A 17,180-nucleotide genomic window follows, 5' to 3' on the forward strand; every position below is an offset into this window, starting at 1 on the left:
TGCCGAGTGGTGGGGCAAGAGCCCTTTGGTTACTTTGGGGCTTTTCCAAAGTGACTCGCCGTAAGGGCGAAATCGTTAGCCGCCGTTACCGCAGCAACGGATATACACCCAGCCCCAAAAAATCGTCAGTAAACATCCCGCCGATAACGCCCCTGCTCAATCAACCGATCAACCTCAGAAATCCCGAGCACTTCATTGAGCACGTGATCCACCCCCGAAGCCATCCCCTGCAAACTCCCGCAGATGTAAATGACGGCCCCCTCAGCCAGCCACTGCTTCAGCAAATCCGCCGACTCCCGCAGCCGATCCTGTACGTAAATCTTTTCCACCTGGTCCCGAGAAAACGCCAGGTCCAGTCGCTCGATATCACCTGAAATCAGCCACTCTTCCAGCTCGGCACGACACAGGAAGTCCTGCTCACGATTACGCTCGCCAAACAACAGCCAGTGACGCGTCTGCCCATCGGCAATCCGCGCCTTGAGCAAACTGCGCAACCCGGCCAGCCCGGTACCGTTGCCCAGAAGAATCATCGGCACAGGCTCCACCGGCAAGTGGAAACCGCTATTACGCCGCACCCGCAAACTGATGGTGCTGCCCACCGGCGCATGTTCGGTCAACCAACCGGAACCGATGCCCAGGCTGCCATCGGGATGCATCTCTTGGCGCACGATCAATTCCAGCACGCCGTCGGCAGCAATCGAAGCGATGGAGTATTCGCGCATGGCCAATGGCACCAGCGCGTCCACCAGCGCTTGCGCATGCAAGCCCACCAGATGAGCGCGGTTCTCGGGCAATTGTCGACTGGCGAGCGCTTGTTCCAGCGATTGCGCAAGCCCGTCGTGGCTCACCGAAGCGCGACCGTCAATGCCCAGGCCATCGAGGAAATGCTCGATCGCCCACGGGCAATTGCGCGGCAAGACTTCCACCAGGTCGCCGGCCAGCCAGCTGCTGGTGGTCGGCGCGTTCAGGCCCAGCAGGTACACCGGCGAACCACTGCTGTCCGGGTTCATCAGCTCGCGACGGGTGAGTGTCCAGTTGTCGTAGCTCGGCGCTTGCCACGCATCCACGGGCGCCTGTCCGGTCAGCAGGCCAAGTTGCTGTTGCCAGTGGCGCAAGGCGTACGGATCGCCGCTGTCGACTTCCACCGGGGCGAACAGGGTCTTGCCACCGTGCTCGCCCAACCAGCTATGCAAGCGACGGGCGAAACCGCAGAAGTGCTGATACTGACGATCGCCGAGACCGAGTACCGCGTAATTCAGGCTCTCCAGGCTCAACGCCCGGCCCAGCACTTTGCGTTCGAAACCGCGGGCGCTGTCCGGCGCTTCGCCGTCGCCGAAGGTACTGACCACGAACAGCGCGTTGCTCGAATCACGCAAGTCCTGTTCGCTGACACTGGCCAACGGCTGAACCTTCACCGGCAGCCCGGCCGCCTGCAATTGTCCGGCGGTCTGCCAGGCCAGTTGCTCGGCAAACCCGCTCTGGCTGGCGAAACCGATCAGCCACGCCGGAGCGTCACTGCCCGGTTGCGCAAGCCCTTTGCGCGCATCCTTGATCTGCTTTTTCTTGCGGCGACGGTCGAGGTACAGCAACCAGCCCGTGACGAAAAACAGCGGCATGGTCAGGGCGCTGAGGGTCAGGATGATGCGGCCGACAATCCCGAAATAACTGCCGACGTGCAGCGCGTAGAGACTCGTCAGCAACTGCGCCTTGAAGCTCTTGTCTCTGTAGCGGTCATGGCGCTTGACGATGCCGGTGGCCGGATCGAGGGTGACCTGGTTCAGCGCGCGATCGTGTGGCGAGGTATTCAACAGGTAAAACACGGTCGCCGGTTGACCAGCCACGGGCGGCATACGAATGTTGTAGGCGCTGAGCGCAGGGCCGGCCGCGCTGTAGATGCTGCTCCACATCGCGGCGTAATCGGCGGTCGGTGCCGGGCCATCCGGCGCCGGGCCACGATTGCGGACGCGCTCGTTTTGCGGCGCATCGGAAAGCAGTTGGGTCAGGCCCTTGTTGTACCACTCGTAGGACCAGGACAAACCGGTCAACGCGGCCAGGAGGTAAAACACCAGGCACCAGGTGCCGGCTACGGAGTGCAAATCCCAGTTGAAGCTGCGGCCCTTTTTCTTCCAGTCGAGGGTCAGCCAGGCGCGCCAGCTTTTCCACTGGCGCGGCCAGCGCAGATAAAGGCCGGACAGGCAGAAGAACACCAGGATCAGCGTGCAGGCGCCGGTGATCTGCCGACCGGTTTCGCCCATGGCGAGGAAGCGGTGCAGCTTCAGCATCAGGTCGAAGAAATCCTGGCCGGTGGCGTCGCCCATGAACTCGGCGGTGTACGGATCGAAGTAGCGCATCTCGCCGCGACGCTCGCCCGGTGGCGGGGTGAAGCTCACCCGCGCGGCGTTGCCGCTGTCGGTCTCGACCCAGATCATCGCGACCTTCTTGCCTGACGCACCTTCGATTTTTTCCACCAGTTCGGCGGGCGGAAGCACGCCGGCGACCTGCTTCTCGACCTGCAACACCGACGGGTTCAGTGCGCGCAGGATTTCATCCTCAAACGACACCGTCGCCCCGGTGATGCCCATCAGGGCCAGGACCAGCCCGGCACTGATACCGAAAAACCAGTGCAACTGGAACAGGGTTTTCTTCAACACGTCACTCGCCTTGTTCGTTCGAAATTTGTCATCACGGCGCGCATTATGCCGTGGGTTGTCGAGAAGCATTCTTTTTTACGCACAAAAGCCCCGTTCATGGAGATGAACGGGGCCTGCACCGCCCTTGTGGGAGCGAGCCTGCTCGCGAAGGCGATGTCAGCCGCAAGCGATACAGTGCGGCTGAAACCCTAATCGCGAGCAGGCTCGCTCCCACAGGAGTCGAGTTTCACACCTCTATCAGAAGTGGAAGTTGGTGCTCAGCAACGCGGTACGACCGGCCGCCTGGTTGGCGAAGTGGGTCGAGAACGCTTTGTCGTAGTAGGTTTCGTCGGTCAGGTTCTGCACGTTCAGCTGCAGGTCGACGTTCTTGGTCAGCTTGTAGGCCGCCATCGCGTCGTAACGAACGTAGGAATCAACCATGGTGGTGTTGGCCGCACTGCCGAACACATCGTCCACGTAGAATGCACCGCCACCGATGGTCAGCTTCGGCGTGACCTGGTAAGTGGTCCACAGGCTGGCGCTGTTTTTCGGGGTGTTGGGCAGTTGGTTGCCGTTGTTGGCCTTGTTGGCGGGCAGATCACCACCGTCGACTTGTTCGCTGTCCATGTAGGCGTAACCGGCGAAGACTTGCCATTTCTCGGTGATTTTACCGGAGGCCGACAGTTCGAAACCTTGAACGCGCGTTTTGCCGACGTTTTCGTAGGTCGTGGTGTTGGACTGTACGCGGGCGTTTTCTTTCTCGGTGCGGAAGATATCGGCAGTCAGGGACAGGCGATCGTTAAGCAGATCCCATTTGGTGCCGATTTCGTAGTTCTTGGTGGTTTCCGGCTCCATGTCGCTGCTCAACAAGTTGCCGCTGCGATCTGGCGTGCCGCTCAACGGGTTACCGTCCTGGCCTTCGCCGAGGGTGGCGCCCGGTGGCGTCGCGGAGGTGGCGTAAGACGCGTAGATGCTGCCGTTTTCCGCCGGTTTGTAGACCACGCCGAACTGACCGGTGACGAACTCACTGGTGTCGTCGCCTTTGAAGGTGGTCGCGCCGGCTGCGGTGTAGGACTTGTATTCGGTATCGAAATGGTCGTAGCGCAGGCCCATGTTCACCAGCCACTGCTCGGACAATTCCAGGGTGTCGAACACATACAGCGCGTAGGTGTTGGCCTTGGTGTCTGTGCCGGCGTAGTTGCGGGAGATCGCGCCGTTCCAAGGATCGTTGGGGTTCGGGTTCGACAGCGAGGTGCAGTTGTAACCGCTCGGCAAGCCGATGTTTGCCGGTGAACAGGTGGTGCTTGAATTGCCCGGGGACAGTGGTGTGCTATCGACGTTGACGTTGTACGAAGACTTCTGACTTTCTTCACGGCTCAGTTCGATGCCGGTGGAGAAGCTGTTCTTGAACCCGGCGATGTACACATCACCAAACAGGTCGGTCTGGTTGGTGGTGGTTTCGGTGTTGCTGACGCGGGTGTTGGCCCGACGCCAGACGCTGCCATTGTTGACGTTGCCTTTGCTGTCGTCCGGCTGGGTCAGGATGTAGTCCTGCATGCTAGTGCCGTGGCGCAGGGTGTTCTTGACGGTCAGCGCGTCGCTCAGGTCGTGCTCGATGGCGAAGGTCGCCGTATCGACGCGCGTCTTGCGGAAATCGCGGTCGTTCAGGCCATAGAAATTGCTGCTGTCGCCACCGTCGTTTGGCTTGTCGGGATTGGCTTTTGTGCGAGGCGAAGACAGCGAATACGGAATGCCCGAATCCGGCGTGTCGTTACTTTCCAGATGGTAGTAATCGAGATTCACGCGGGTGTCGGTGCCCAGGCCGAAGGCCAGGGACGGTGCAATGCCCCAGCGATCGTAGTCGACGCTGTCACGGCCGGCGACGTTGCTCTCGTGGCTCATCAAATTCAAACGGCCAGCGGCGGTGTCGCTGAACTGGTAGTTGCCGTCCAGGGTGTAGCGCTGGGTCTGGTCGGAACCCCAGGTGAAACCACCGTCGAACGAGTTGCCCAGGTGCGCCTTTTTGCTCACCAGGTTGATGGTGCCGCCGGCAGCGCCACGCCCGCCGATGGCGGAGTTCGGGCCTTTGCTGACTTCGATCGATTCAACGGCGAAGATCTCGCGGCTCTGCGAACCGGTGTCGCGCACGCCATCGAGGTAGGTGTCGCCCTGGGCATCGAAACCACGAATGAATGGACGGTCACCCTGCGGGTTGCCGCCTTCACCGGCGCCGAAGGTAATGCCCGGAACGGTGCGCAGCGCGTCCTGCATGTTCAGGGCGCCGGTGTCCTTGAGAACTTGTTGCGGGATCACGGTCACCGAGCGTGGCGTGTCGACCAGCGGCGCGGTGTACTTGGGCGAGGAGGCTTTTTCGACGTTGTAGCTCGTCTGGTCCTGGGCTTCACCGGTGATGGCCGTGGCATCGAGGGAAATCGCCCCGTTCGGCGCTTTGTCTTCAGTCTTCTCGGCGGCGAACACCATGTGGCCCGCAGAGCCGGCGGTGATGGCCACGCCAATCGCAGAAGCGAGCAAACGCGGTGAACTGACAGGTAATTGTGGTTGTTGGCGTGACATGTGAATTCCCCTCCCCAAGGATTTGAGGTCGCGGAATATAGGGTAGACGCGTCTATGTATCAATTGCGAAACGTTACTATTCGCACTGAATTTACAATCTTTACAATTTATCCTTACGGTTTTTGCTGTTTGGTTCGTCTTGGGGGTTTTACAGTGCCAATAAGAATCAATACCATTGCCACCCCTTTGCCTTCAGGTGTTCGTCATGCTGCTGCACATTCCCGGCTTGTTCGCTAAAGAAGAAGTGCAGCGCATCCGCGAGGCTCTGGAACAGGCAGATTGGGCCGACGGCAAAATCACCGCCGGCTACCAGTCGGCCAAGGCCAAACACAACCTGCAACTACCGGAAGGTCATCCGCTGGCCAAGGAGGTCGGCGCGGCGATGCTTGAGCGTTTGTGGAAAAATCCGCTGTTCATGTCGGCGGCGTTACCGCACAAGGTCTTTCCTCCGTTACTGAACTGTTACACGGCGGGCGGCAGTTTCGATTTTCATATCGACAACGCCGTGCGCCAGCCAAAAGGCAGCATCGAACGTGTGCGCACGGATTTGTCGGCGACTCTGTTCTTCAGTGAACCGGAGGACTACGACGGTGGCGAACTGGAAATCCAGGACACCTTCGGCACCCAGCGCGTGAAGTTGCCCGCCGGCGACATGGTCCTGTACCCCGGCACCAGCCTGCACAAGGTCAATGCCGTCACCCGCGGCACCCGGTTCGCCTCATTCTTCTGGACTCAAAGCCTGGTCCGCGAGGACAGCCAGCGAGCCTTGCTGTTCGAGATGGACGGGGCGATCCAGCAACTGACCCAGGACATGCCGGATCATCCGTCGCTGATCCGCCTGACCGGCACTTATCACAACCTGCTGCGCCGCTGGGTCGAGGTATGAGTTTTCAATTACGCCGCGAGGAAGTGCTCGACGGTGATCAACTCAAGGCCATGCTCGACGAAAGCCCCGCCCGTGCCGCTCAGGCGATTCTGCTGGCTGCTCGCGAAGGTGTTCTTGATGCCCAGGCCCTGCTCGGACAGATCCTGCTGGACGGGCAGGGTATCGAACTGGATCAGGCACTGGCGCTGCGCTGGTTCGAGATCGCGGCACGCCGCGGCCACCTGATGGCGCGCAACATGCTCGGTCGTTGCCATGAGCATGGCTGGGGTTGTGCTGCCAATGCTTCGGTCGCTGCGCAGCATTACCGGATCGCGGCAGACGCCGGCCTGGACTGGGCGATGTACAACTACGCCAACCTGCTGGCAACCGGGCGGGGTGTGATCGAAGATCAAATTCAAGCACTGCACCTTTACCGTCGAGCGGCTGAAATGGGCCACGCGAAGTCGATGAATCTGCTCGGGCGTTATCTGGAAGAAGGCAGGGCCTGTCCGGAGGATACGGCTGCCGCTCGCGACTGGTATCGACGGTCTGCGGTGGGCGGGGATTTCCGCGGGCAGTTCAGTTATGCCGCTGTCCTTGCCGGTGACGGAAAAACAGAGGACGCGCTGGACTGGCTGCGCAAGGCACTGGCCGGCGGCAACCTGAATTTCCTGCGAGTAGCGAGCAAGGCGCTACTGAACGCTACCGATCCGCAGATTCGAGCCTTGGCCCCCGAGTATGCCAATCGATACGCCGAACTCGAACAAGCACTCGCCCCTCTGTAGGAGCCAGCTTGCTGGCGATGGACCAGAGAGCGCCGCGTTAATCCAGGCGCCCCGCGTCATCGTTGACGACCATCGCCAGCAAGCTGGCTCCTACAAGGGATCGGTGTTTTTTGGATGTAAAAAAGCCCATGACGCGTCATGGGCTTTTTTGATTCTGCGTGCAGCGCTTACACGTAGAACGATTTCAGCGGCGGGAAGCCATTGAATTCAACGGCGCTGTAGCTGGTGGTGTAGGCACCGGTCGACAACCAGTACAAACGATCACCAATCGCCAGGTTCAGCGGCAAGCCGTACTTGTAGTTCTCGTACATGATGTCGGCGCTGTCGCAGGTCGGGCCGGCGATGACCACTTCTTCCACTTCGCCTTTCTTCTCGGTCCAGATCGGGAACTTGATGGCTTCGTCCATGGTTTCGATCAGGCCGGAGAACTTGCCCACATCCGTGTACACCCAACGCTCGACGGCGGTACGGGATTTACGCGCAACCAACACCACTTCGCTGACCAGGATGCCGGCGTTGGCGATCAGCGAACGGCCCGGCTCCAGGATGATTTCCGGCAGGTCGTCACCGAAGTCTTCCTTGAGGAAACGGATGATTTCTTCAGCGTAGGTTTCCAGGCTGTTGGTGCGGGTGATGTAGTTGGCCGGGAAGCCGCCGCCCATGTTGATCAGCTTCAGGTGGATGCCGTCTTCTTCTTTCAGGCGCTCGAAGATCACTTTGACCTTGGCGATCGCCGCGTCCCAGACACTGATGTCACGCTGTTGCGAGCCGACGTGGAACGAGATGCCGTAAGGCACCAGGCCCAGGTCGCGGGCGAGGATCAGCAGGTCCATGGCCATGTCGGTCTGGCAGCCGAATTTGCGCGACAAAGGCCAGTCGGCAGTGGTCGAGCCTTCGGTCAGGATACGCACATAGACTTTCGAGCCCGGTGCAGCCTTGGCGATGTTGCGCAGGTCGGCTTCGGAGTCGGTGGCATACAGACGCACGCCCTTCTCGTAGAAGTAGCGGATGTCCTTGGATTTCTTGATGGTGTTGCCGTAGCTGATGCGATCCGGGCCGACGCCCTGGTTCATCACTTTGTCCAGCTCGTAGATCGAGGCGATGTCGAAGTTCGAGCCTTTCTCTTTGAGCAGGTCGATGATTTCGACGGCCGGGTTGGCCTTGACCGCGTAGTAGACCTTGGCGAATTCGAAACCGGCGCGCAGGTCGTCATAGGCCTGGCTGATCATCGCGGTGTCGATCACCACGAACGGGGTTTCTTGTTTGTCGGCGAACGCCTTCATTTTCTGAAAGGTATCGCGCGCAAAATAGTCTTCGACATTGATCGACATGCTGGGAACTCCTACTGGCAAACTGAAATTATCAATGGGTGCAAATGAACGTCCTCCGTATCCCCACTTTGGTTCGCCTACTTCCCAAGGCATGTCGCCGAAAGCAAAAAGGCCATGGGATGTGCAGCTTTCCCTTGGCCTTGCTGTCTCGTCGTCAGTACTTGAGCCGGATGGATCGTTTCCAGCATGGACGTTCGGCGCGAACTTTAGGGCGTGAGGGGCTCGAGATCAACAAAAAATGTCGCGTTTTTGCACTTGTCTGACGCACGTTGCGACCTGTTCACTTTGTACTCGACACAGATGACAGGCCGATGTTCCCGAAGAATTCTGTAGTGTTAAAAATACCTGCACGTTCGACGCTTATGCCGGCCAACTCAAAGAAAACTGCGTTGGCGTCAACATCGGCGACGATAGCCGCGAAAAGGTCCGCTGAGGGCAATTTTGACTGTTTCGGCGGACCTTTTTGGAGGCCGCTTGCCGAGGCAGGTGTTGATATTTTTTTCCGGCCACCAGGCTGCTGGTTTTTGTAGGAGTGAGCCTGCTCGCGATGGCTATTTCAGCTTCAACTTTGTCGTTGGCTGACAATGCGCTATCGCGAGCAGGCTCGCTCCTACAGGTTTTGCGTTTTTACCCGGCTATATAGGTGTCAGGCGACAGCCTCGGCTGGCGAAACAATGCTGGTCTTGCCGCCACGGGACTTACCGGAGCTCAAGTACTCGGCAATCGATTCCTGCGTGACTTCACCCAGGAACACCCGCTCCGCATCCATCACCGGCAGCCACGAACGGTTGAACTCGTACATCCGCGACAGCAGGATGCGCAGATGTTCGTCGTACGCCGCGGTGGCGTTGAACTCCCGCAGGTACTGCGCGCACGCGCCGGTCTGACGGTGCAGGTCGCGACGTCGTACATAACCGAGCGCCTTGTTCTCACCGTCCGTGACCACGACATAACGGCGGTCATGCTCATCCATCAATTCCAGCGCCTCGGTGACCGGGGTTTCCGGGCTGACGGACGGTGCGTTGTCCGCCGCGTCTTCGGCCTTCACCAGCAACAGACGCTTGAGGGTGCTGTCCTGGCCGACGAAGTTGCTGACGAAGTCATCCGCCGGGTGCGCCAGCAGGGTGTCCGGGTGATCGATCTGCAACAGTTTGCCGGCGCGGAAGATCGCGATCTTGTCGCCAAGCTTGATCGCTTCGTCGATGTCGTGGCTGACCATGATCACGGTCTTGTTCAGCGCGCGCTGCATCTCGAAGAATTCGTTCTGGATCATCTCGCGATTGATCGGGTCGACCGCGCCGAACGGTTCGTCCATCAGCAACAGCGGTGCATCCGCCGCCAGTGCGCGAATCACGCCGATCCGTTGCTGCTGACCACCGGACAATTCCCGGGGATAACGATTCAGGTACTGCTTGGGTTCCAGCTTGATCATGCTCATCAACTCGCGGGCGCGGTCGTGGCATTTCTGTTTGTCCCAGCCGAGCAGGCGCGGAACGATGGTGATGTTTTCCTCGATGGTCATGTTCGGGAACAGGCCGATCTGCTGGATCACGTAGCCGATGTTGCGGCGCAGGGTCACTTCGTCGAGGTCGGTGGTGTCTTCGCCGTTGATCAGGATCTTGCCCGAGGTCGGCTTGATCAGGCGGTTGATCATTTTCAGCGTGGTGCTTTTGCCGCAGCCCGATGGCCCGAGGAACACGCAGATTTCGCCTTCGTTGACGGTCAGGCTGACCGAGTCCACGGCTTTCACGTCTTTGCCGTTGCTTTGGAAGGTCTTGCTGAGGTTTTGAAGTTCGATCATTTCAGGAGTCCTTTTGGAGTCAGCGTGCGTTGCAGCCATTGCAGAAGCAGGTCGGCGAAGATGGCCAGGAGACTGACCAGCACGGCGCCGACGATCAGCATCGACATGTCGCTGCGGCTGATGGAAGCGAGAATGAGTACACCGAGGCCACCGGCGCCGATGGTCGCGGCGATGGTCATGACTCCGATGTTCATGACCACGGCGGTGCGGACACCGGCGAGGATCACCGGTACCGCGATGGGCAACTCGACCATGCGCAGGCGCTGGCCGAAGGTCATGCCGATGCCGCGCGCGGCTTCGCGGATGCCCGGTTCGACGCCGGTCAGGGCGAGGTAGGTGTTGCGCATGATCGGCAGCAGTGAATAAAGGAACACCGCCGTGATCGCCGGCATCGGACCGAGGCCCTGGCCGAATTTCGAGTAGAACGGCAGCAGCAGGCCGAACAGTGCAATCGACGGCACGGTCAGCAGCACCGTGGCGCTGGCTTGCAGCGGACCGGCGAGCGTCGGGAAACGCGTCATCAGCACGCCCAGCGGTACGCCGGCCACGATCGCCAGGGTCACGGCGATGCCGACCAGGGTGATGTGTTGCCAGGTCAGGTGAATGACCTGCTGCCAGTCGAGATGGGAAAAGGCGTTGAGAAATTCCATGGCTTTTCCTCGTTAGTTCAGCGGGTGTTGGCGCAGGAAATCGGCGGCAACGGCGGAAGGGCTTTCGTGATCGACATCGACCCTTGCGTTCAACGCGCGCATGGTTTCGTCATCGAACAGCTCGGCCAGCGGTTTGATCTCTTCCGCGAGTTTCGGGTGGGCATCGAGGTAAACCTGACGCACCACCGGCGCGGCGGTGTAGTCCGGGAAGTAGTGCTTGTCGTCTTCGAGCAGTTTCAGCTTGAAGGCGTTCAGGCGACCGTCGGTGGTGTAGACCAGGCCGGCGAACACCTGGCCATTACGCAGGGCGGTGTAGACCAGGCCCGCGTCCATCTGGCGGATGTTCTTGCGGGTCAGGTTCATGCCGTAAAGGTCGACCATGCCGTCCAGACCGTCGGAACGGTTGGCGAACTCGGTGTCAAGCGCCACCAGGTGAGTGTCCTTCTGCTCAGCCTGCAGCACTGTGTTCAGCTCGCTGATGGTGTTGATCTGCGGGTAGGCCTTCGCGGTTTTTTCCGGCAGGGCCAGGGCGTAGGTGTTGCTGAATTTCGACGGAGTCAGCCAGACCAGGCCTTTTTTCGCGTCGAGTTCTTTCACCTTGGCGTAGGACTGGGCGCTGTTGAGTTTTTCGGTGACATGGTTATAAGCCACCAGCGACACGCCGGTGTATTCCCACATCAGGTCCAGTTGGCCACTTTCGTGGGCGCTGCGAGCGAGGTTGCTGCCCAGGCCACCGGTCACCTGGGTGTCGTAACCCTTGGTGCGCAGGTACTGGGAGGTGATTTCCGCGAGCAGGGTCTGTTCGGTGAACACCCGGGCGCCGATGCGGATCACCGGTTTTTCAGCGGCTTGGGCCCATCCTGCGAACAGCAGGGCGCAGCCTAAGAATAAGCATGTTCTTTTCATGAGATTTCCTTTGCCGAGGCTTAAGACGGGCGCAAACCGCGTTCGAGCCAGAGGCGGCTGGCGAGTGTCACCAGACCGTCGAGCAGCAACGCCAGCAGGGCGGTGCACGCCGCGCCGAGCAGCAATTGCGGCTGATTGTTCAGGGCGATGCCGGGGAATATCAGGCTGCCCAGGCTGTTGGCGCCGATCAGGAACGCCAGCGGTGCGGTACCGACGTTGATCGCCAGGGCGACGCGCACGCCACCGATGATGATCGGCACCGCGTTCGGCAGTTCGACCCGCCACAGCACTTGCGCCGGTGTCATGCCGATGCCGACGGCTGCTTCCTTGAGGGGCCCCTGGACGTTTTTCAGGCCTTCATAGGTGTTGCGCACGATCGGCAACAGCGAGGCGAGGAACAGGGCGAAGATCGCCGGACCGCTGCCGATGCCCAGAATCCCCAGGGCGATGGCCAGTACGGCGAGTGGCGGCACGGTGTTGCCGATGTTGAAGATCTGCATGAAGCGTTCAGCACGGCCGACCATGCCCGGACGGCTGAGGAAGATACCGGCGGGTATGCCCACGACGAGGGCGGCCAGCATGGAGACAAGGACGAGAATCAAATGAGCTTGCAGGTAAAACAACAAATCGTCGCGGTACTGTTCGATCGTGTTGATGCCGATCCAGTGGACCAGCAGGGCCAGAAGGGCGACGACAACCGCACCTCCTATCAGCCCTTTGCCATAGCGAATAGCCACAGGCGGACTCCTTTTTTCTTTGTCGGCGAACGCAGTCCCGAGTGGCAAGGCCATTCCTGGCTGCCGGGCAATCAACGTTCGCGAGAAGCAGCTCATGCCGAGCGCGTCTCCCTGTAGGAGCGAGCCCGCTCGCGAAAAATGTCCAGACAACGCGTTGATTCAGACAGCCAGCGTTATCGTTGACGTTCATCGCGAGCAAGCTCGCTCCTACAGGGGAAATGCGTACGGCTTTCGAGCCATAAGCGCAGCCTCGTCAGGCTAACTTGCTGATTTTTCAGCCCCTGGGACGAGTGCCGTAACAGGGGAGTGGACGTCTGCACCTTTTAAAAGGTTCCATAATTAGCAGCAGATAGCCACCCTTGATGACCGAGCACACCCCCGTTCGATGCCATAACGCAACCCTGTAGGAGCGGCCGGGCGGCGTTCCGTTTGCCGGCGATGAGGGCCGAGAGATCGCCGCAAGGCGTCAGCCTCCATCGCCGGCAAGCCGGCTCCTACAAAAGTCCGTGTGTCCGGGCGGGCGGTGGTCCGCGGCGGTCGCTTTGCGCTATACTCGCCGCCCTTTTTTGAATCACCGCCAGGCGATTTCCCATGACCAAACAGGCCGCCGAAGTCGCGAAACGCCGCACTTTCGCCATTATTTCCCACCCCGATGCCGGTAAAACCACCATCACCGAGAAGCTCCTGCTGATGGGCAAGGCGATTGCGGTGGCCGGCACGGTGAAGTCTCGCAAGTCCGACCGCCATGCCACCTCCGACTGGATGGAAATGGAAAAGCAGCGGGGTATCTCGATTACCACGTCGGTCATGCAGTTCCCGTATCGCGATCACATGATCAACCTGCTCGACACCCCGGGCCACGAAGACTTCTCCGAAGATACCTACCGCACCCTGACGGCAGTGGACTCGGCCTTGATGGTCCTCGACGGCGGTAAGGGCGTAGAGCCACGGACCATCGCGCTGATGGACGTTTGCCGTCTGCGTGACACGCCGATTGTCAGCTTCATCAACAAACTCGACCGTGACATCCGCGACCCGATCGAATTGCTCGACGAAATCGAAGCGGTCCTGAAGATCAAGGCTGCGCCGATCACCTGGCCGATCGGTTGCTACCGCGACTTCAAAGGCGTTTACCACCTCGCCGACGACTACATCATCGTGTACACCGCCGGTCACGGCCACGAGCGCACCGATGTGAAAATCATCGAGAAACTCGACTCCGATGAAGCCCGCGCGCACTTGGGCGACGAGTACGATCGCTTCGTTGACCAACTGGAACTGGTGCAAGGCGCCTGCCACGAATTCAACCAGCAGGAGTTCCTCGACGGCCAACTGACCCCGGTGTTCTTCGGTACCGCACTGGGCAACTTCGGTGTCGATCACGTGCTCGACGCCGTGGTCAACTGGGCGCCGAAACCACTGGCCCGGGTTGCCAACGAGCGCACCGTGGAACCGGTCGAAGAGAAATTCAGCGGCTTCGTGTTCAAGATCCAGGCGAACATGGACCCGAAACACCGCGACCGTATCGCCTTCATGCGTATCTGCTCCGGCAAGTACGAGAAGGGCATGAAGATGCGCCACGTGCGCACCGGCAAGGACGTGCGCATCGGCGACGCCCTGACGTTCTTCTCCTCCGAGCGTGAGCAACTGGAAGAAGCGTTCGCCGGCGACATCATCGGTCTGCACAACCACGGCACGATCCAGATCGGCGACACCTTCACCGAAGGCGAAGTCCTGGGCTTCACCGGCATCCCGCACTTCGCCCCGGAACTGTTCCGTCGCGTGCGCCTGCGCGATCCGCTGAAATCCAAGCAGCTGCGTCAGGGCTTGCAGCAATTGGCGGAAGAGGGCGCGACCCAGGTGTTCTTCCCCGAGCGCAGCAACGACATCATCCTCGGCGCTGTCGGTGTGCTGCAGTTCGATGTGGTCGCCAGCCGCTTGAAAGAGGAATACAAGGTCGAGTGCTCCTACGAGCCGATCACCGTGTACTCCGCGCGCTGGATCGATTGCGACGATAAGAAGAAGTTCGAGGAGTTCCGGGTCAAGGCCGTGGAAAACCTCGCGGTCGACGGCGGCGGTCACCTGACCTACCTGGCCCCGACCCGCGTCAACCTGGCGCTGATGGAAGAGCGCTGGCCGGACGTGAAATTCCGTGCGACGCGCGAGCATCACTAAGCGCTGAGTTGCAACACCAAGACCCCGGTCGCGAAAGCGCCGGGGTTTTTTAATGCCCGACACAAATCCCCTGTAGGAGCCAGCTTGCTGGCGATGGACGTTAACGATGACGCGTGCATTCTGGATAAACGCGGCGCATCTGAAAACATCGCGAGCAAGCTCGCTCCTACAGTGAGCGATGACGATTCGAAATAGTGTTTATTCCAAAGCAATCTCCCCGTTCGCGGCATTTCCCGTCCTTCGTTAGGGTCCTATTCAGGTGAACCCGGCCAATCGGAACTAAATTTCAATGAGGGCCGTCAGGCTCCCACGGATTACCCGCGAAGGATGGAATCGGCTATGAGCATTTTTCAACGTGTTGTGTTGTTGCTGAAGGTTTTGGTGATGCTGTCGGTGGGCATGTCGGCGGCGTGGGCGGAGTGCCCCGAGCATGGTGAGCACGCGTCGAGCGGGCAGGTGACGCACACCGGCATGATGGTCGCCAAGTCCGAGTCCGAGCCCGGTGATCAAGGCCAGGGCGGCAGTGCGGGCGATGATGACTCGACCACTGATGAGCCGGACAGCGATGAAGATGACGACACTTCGTCGACGTAAACGGCAGACAAAATAAAACCCCTTCGATCCGATTGACGCGCAATCGAAGCCGAAGAGGTTCTTGAACAACTCGCAGATCCGTGTAGGAGCGAGCCTGCTCGCGATGGAGTATCAGTAACAGCCGTGTTGGCTGACACTCCATCGCGAGCAGGCTCGCTCCTACAGGTTTTTCAGGGCGCCTTTATGCCGCGCCGTCGAGGAACTGCTCGGCGTAGTGGCAAGCCACCTGGCGGCTGTCGAGCAGGCGCAGGGCCGGCTCTTCCGTGCTGCAACGCTCGGTCGCGTACGGGCAGCGCTTGTGGAAAGCACAGCCAGGCGGCGGGTTCAACGGGTTGGGCAACTCGCCGACGATCTTGATTTTCGGCTTGTTCGGGTCCGGGTGAATGGTCGGGGTCGCCGACAGCAGCGCCTGGGTGTACGGGTGCAGCGGACGCTCGTAGATGTCGTTCTTCGGGCCCATTTCCACCGGGCGACCGAGGTACATCACCATCACGTCATCGGCAACGTGTTGCACCACCGCGAGGTTGTGCGAGATGAACACGTAGGCGGTGTTGAACTCTTGCTGCAGGTCCATGAACAGGTTCAGTACCTGCGCCTGGATCGACACGTCCAGCGCCGAGGTCGGTTCGTCCGCGACCAGCACTTTCGGTTGCAGCATCATCGCGCGAGCCAGGGCGATCCGCTGGCGCTGACCGCCGGAGAACATGTGCGGATAGCGCTGATAATGCTCGGGACGCAAGCCCACCTGCTTCATCATCGCCTGCACTTTCTCGCGACGTTCCGAGGCGCTCAGGCTGGTGTTGATCAGCAGTGGTTCGGCGAGCTGATCACCGACTTTCTGCCGAGGGTTCAGCGAGGCGTACGGGCTCTGGAACACCATCTGCACGTCTTTGCGCAGTTGCTTGCGCTGGGCCTTGTCGGCACCGGCGACTTCCTGGCCGGCGATTTTCAACGAACCGGAAGACGGTTCTTCAATCAGCGTCAGGGCGCGGGCCAGGGTGGATTTGCCGCAACCGGATTCGCCCACGACCGCGAGGGTCTTGCCGGCTTCCAGTTCGAACGACACGCCGTTCAGGGCGCGTACGGTCGCATGGCCCTTGAACAGGCCGCGGGACACTTCGTAGTGACGGGTGAGGTCGCGGGCGGTAAGTACGACGGCCATTACGCCACCTCCTGGTTCAGCGGGTAGAAGCAGCGGGCGAGGCTGTTGCTTTTCGGGTCAAGGGCCGGACGCTGCGCGCGGCAGCTGTCTTGCACATACGGGCAGCGCGGCGACAGCAGGCAGCCTTGCGGACGGTCATAACGACCGGGAACGATGCCCGGCAGCGTCGACAGGCGTGAGGCGCCGAGGCTGTGTTCAGGAATCGCCTTGAGCAGCGCTTCGCTGTACGGGTGCGCCGGAATGTCGAACAGCTGTGGAACGTGACCGACTTCGACCGCCTGGCCGGCGTACATCACGCACACGCGCTGGGCGGTTTCGGCCACGACCGCGAGGTCGTGGGTGATCAGCACCAGGCCCATGTTCTGCTCTTTCTGCAATGCCAGCAGCAGGTCCATGATCTGTGCCTGAATCGTCACGTCGAGGGCGGTGGTCGGTTCGTCGGCGATCAGCAGTTTTGGCTCGCCGGCAATCGCCATGGCGATCGCAACACGCTGGCTCATGCCGCCGGAGAGTTGATGCGGGTAGGCGTCCATACGGCTGGCCGCGCCCGGGATTTCAACTTTTTCCAGCAGTTCGATGGCCCGCTTGCGCGCTTGCTTGCCGGACATTTTCAGGTGCAGGCGCAGCACTTCTTCGATCTGGAAACCGACGGTGTAGCTCGGGTTCAGCGCGGTCATCGGGTCCTGGAAGACCATGGCCAGGTCTTTGCCGACGATCTGCCGACGCTGACGGTTGCTGAGCTTGAGCATGTCCTTGCCGTCGAAATTCAGGGCGTCGGCGGTGACGATCCCCGGATGCTCGATCAGGCCCATCAGCGCCATCATGGTCACGGATTTACCGGAACCCGACTCGCCAACGATGGCCAGGACTTCGCCCTTGTCCACGGAAATGTCGAGCCCGTCGACCACCGGAACGGCGTTCTTGTCGCCGAAGCGAACGTTGAGATTCTTGATTTCTAACAGTGACATTT

At 60.3% G+C, this 17,180-nt stretch carries 13 protein-coding genes; 4 read left to right on the forward strand and 9 right to left on the reverse strand.

Features of this window, described 5'->3' with window-relative positions:
- Positions 1-125 precede the first annotated feature (125 nt).
- Both ACF6ZU_RS16780 and ACF6ZU_RS16785 read right to left on the reverse strand, forming a co-directional pair.
- A complete protein-coding gene (locus tag ACF6ZU_RS16780) occupies positions 126-2,651 on the reverse strand; it encodes a PepSY domain-containing protein (protein ID WP_392885255.1) in 2,526 nt (841 codons plus the stop codon).
- A gap of 237 nt (positions 2,652-2,888) precedes the next feature.
- Positions 2,889-5,204, reverse strand: a complete 2,316-nt coding sequence (locus tag ACF6ZU_RS16785) for a TonB-dependent receptor (protein ID WP_392885256.1) — start codon at positions 5,202-5,204, stop codon at positions 2,889-2,891.
- Between the two features lie 205 nt (positions 5,205-5,409).
- On the opposite strand from ACF6ZU_RS16785, the gene ACF6ZU_RS16790 reads away from it, so the two are divergent.
- Complete coding sequence (locus tag ACF6ZU_RS16790; protein ID WP_392885257.1) at positions 5,410-6,090, forward strand: Fe2+-dependent dioxygenase; 681 nt, start codon at positions 5,410-5,412, stop codon at positions 6,088-6,090.
- Complete coding sequence (locus ACF6ZU_RS16795) at positions 6,087-6,854, forward strand: tetratricopeptide repeat protein (RefSeq protein ID WP_392885258.1); 768 nt, start codon at positions 6,087-6,089, stop codon at positions 6,852-6,854. Before ACF6ZU_RS16790 ends, ACF6ZU_RS16795 begins: the two co-directional genes overlap by 4 nt.
- 167 nt (positions 6,855-7,021) lie before the next feature.
- Here the strand turns inward: ACF6ZU_RS16795 and ACF6ZU_RS16800 are convergent, their stop codons facing one another.
- The 5 genes from ACF6ZU_RS16800 to ACF6ZU_RS16820 form a co-directional block, all read right to left on the reverse strand.
- Positions 7,022-8,185, reverse strand: a complete 1,164-nt coding sequence (locus ACF6ZU_RS16800; protein ID WP_008024420.1) for a type III PLP-dependent enzyme — start codon at positions 8,183-8,185, stop codon at positions 7,022-7,024.
- 646 nt (positions 8,186-8,831) lie between these two features.
- Positions 8,832-9,986, reverse strand: a complete 1,155-nt coding sequence (locus tag ACF6ZU_RS16805; RefSeq protein WP_392885259.1) for a betaine/proline/choline family ABC transporter ATP-binding protein — start codon at positions 9,984-9,986, stop codon at positions 8,832-8,834.
- Entirely contained in the window at positions 9,983-10,636 is a 654-nt protein-coding gene (locus ACF6ZU_RS16810) for an ABC transporter permease (RefSeq protein ID WP_392885260.1), read from the reverse strand. Before ACF6ZU_RS16810 ends, ACF6ZU_RS16805 begins: the two co-directional genes overlap by 4 nt.
- 12 nt (positions 10,637-10,648) lie before the next feature.
- Entirely contained in the window at positions 10,649-11,542 is an 894-nt protein-coding gene (locus ACF6ZU_RS16815; protein WP_392885261.1) for a glycine betaine ABC transporter substrate-binding protein, read from the reverse strand.
- Between the two features lie 20 nt (positions 11,543-11,562).
- On the reverse strand, positions 11,563-12,279 hold the full coding sequence (locus ACF6ZU_RS16820; protein ID WP_392885262.1) for an ABC transporter permease: 717 nt from the start codon (positions 12,277-12,279) through the stop codon (positions 11,563-11,565).
- A 591-nt stretch (positions 12,280-12,870) separates the two neighbouring features.
- Here ACF6ZU_RS16820 and ACF6ZU_RS16825 point away from each other — a divergent pair.
- Together ACF6ZU_RS16825 and ACF6ZU_RS16830 are read left to right on the forward strand one after the other, a co-directional pair.
- Positions 12,871-14,454 carry a peptide chain release factor 3 gene (locus ACF6ZU_RS16825; RefSeq protein WP_008024413.1) on the forward strand — a complete coding sequence of 528 codons (1,584 nt, stop codon included), beginning with the start codon at positions 12,871-12,873 and terminating at the stop codon, positions 14,452-14,454.
- A 339-nt stretch (positions 14,455-14,793) separates the two neighbouring features.
- On the forward strand, positions 14,794-15,048 hold the full coding sequence (locus tag ACF6ZU_RS16830; protein ID WP_392885263.1) for a hypothetical protein: 255 nt from the start codon (positions 14,794-14,796) through the stop codon (positions 15,046-15,048).
- A 181-nt stretch (positions 15,049-15,229) separates the two neighbouring features.
- Here ACF6ZU_RS16830 and ACF6ZU_RS16835 read toward each other — a convergent pair whose 3' ends face one another.
- Positions 15,230-16,210, reverse strand: a complete 981-nt coding sequence (locus ACF6ZU_RS16835) for a peptide ABC transporter ATP-binding protein (RefSeq protein ID WP_392885264.1) — start codon at positions 16,208-16,210, stop codon at positions 15,230-15,232.
- Positions 16,210-17,178 carry an ABC transporter ATP-binding protein gene (locus tag ACF6ZU_RS16840; protein ID WP_392885265.1) on the reverse strand — a complete coding sequence of 323 codons (969 nt, stop codon included), beginning with the start codon at positions 17,176-17,178 and terminating at the stop codon, positions 16,210-16,212. The genes ACF6ZU_RS16835 and ACF6ZU_RS16840 overlap by 1 nt, the downstream gene beginning before the upstream one ends.
- Positions 17,179-17,180 lie beyond the last annotated feature (2 nt).

Source organism: Pseudomonas migulae (assembly GCF_043225285.1).
Lineage (GTDB): Bacteria > Pseudomonadota > Gammaproteobacteria > Pseudomonadales > Pseudomonadaceae > Aquipseudomonas > Aquipseudomonas migulae_C.

Coding starts and splice junctions, on each gene's coding strand:
- ACF6ZU_RS16785 (WP_392885256.1), bottom strand. CDS start 5,204: ATGTCACGCCAACAACCACAATTACCTGTCAGTTCACCGCGTTTGCTC.
- ACF6ZU_RS16790 (WP_392885257.1), top strand. CDS start 5,410: ATGCTGCTGCACATTCCCGGCTTGTTCGCTAAAGAAGAAGTGCAGCGC.
- ACF6ZU_RS16795 (WP_392885258.1), top strand. CDS start 6,087: ATGAGTTTTCAATTACGCCGCGAGGAAGTGCTCGACGGTGATCAACTC.
- ACF6ZU_RS16800 (WP_008024420.1), bottom strand. CDS start 8,185: ATGTCGATCAATGTCGAAGACTATTTTGCGCGCGATACCTTTCAGAAA.
- ACF6ZU_RS16805 (WP_392885259.1), bottom strand. CDS start 9,986: ATGATCGAACTTCAAAACCTCAGCAAGACCTTCCAAAGCAACGGCAAA.
- ACF6ZU_RS16810 (WP_392885260.1), bottom strand. CDS start 10,636: ATGGAATTTCTCAACGCCTTTTCCCATCTCGACTGGCAGCAGGTCATT.
- ACF6ZU_RS16815 (WP_392885261.1), bottom strand. CDS start 11,542: ATGAAAAGAACATGCTTATTCTTAGGCTGCGCCCTGCTGTTCGCAGGA.
- ACF6ZU_RS16825 (WP_008024413.1), top strand. CDS start 12,871: ATGACCAAACAGGCCGCCGAAGTCGCGAAACGCCGCACTTTCGCCATT.
- ACF6ZU_RS16830 (WP_392885263.1), top strand. CDS start 14,794: ATGAGCATTTTTCAACGTGTTGTGTTGTTGCTGAAGGTTTTGGTGATG.
- ACF6ZU_RS16835 (WP_392885264.1), bottom strand. CDS start 16,210: ATGGCCGTCGTACTTACCGCCCGCGACCTCACCCGTCACTACGAAGTG.
- ACF6ZU_RS16840 (WP_392885265.1), bottom strand. CDS start 17,178: ATGTCACTGTTAGAAATCAAGAATCTCAACGTTCGCTTCGGCGACAAG.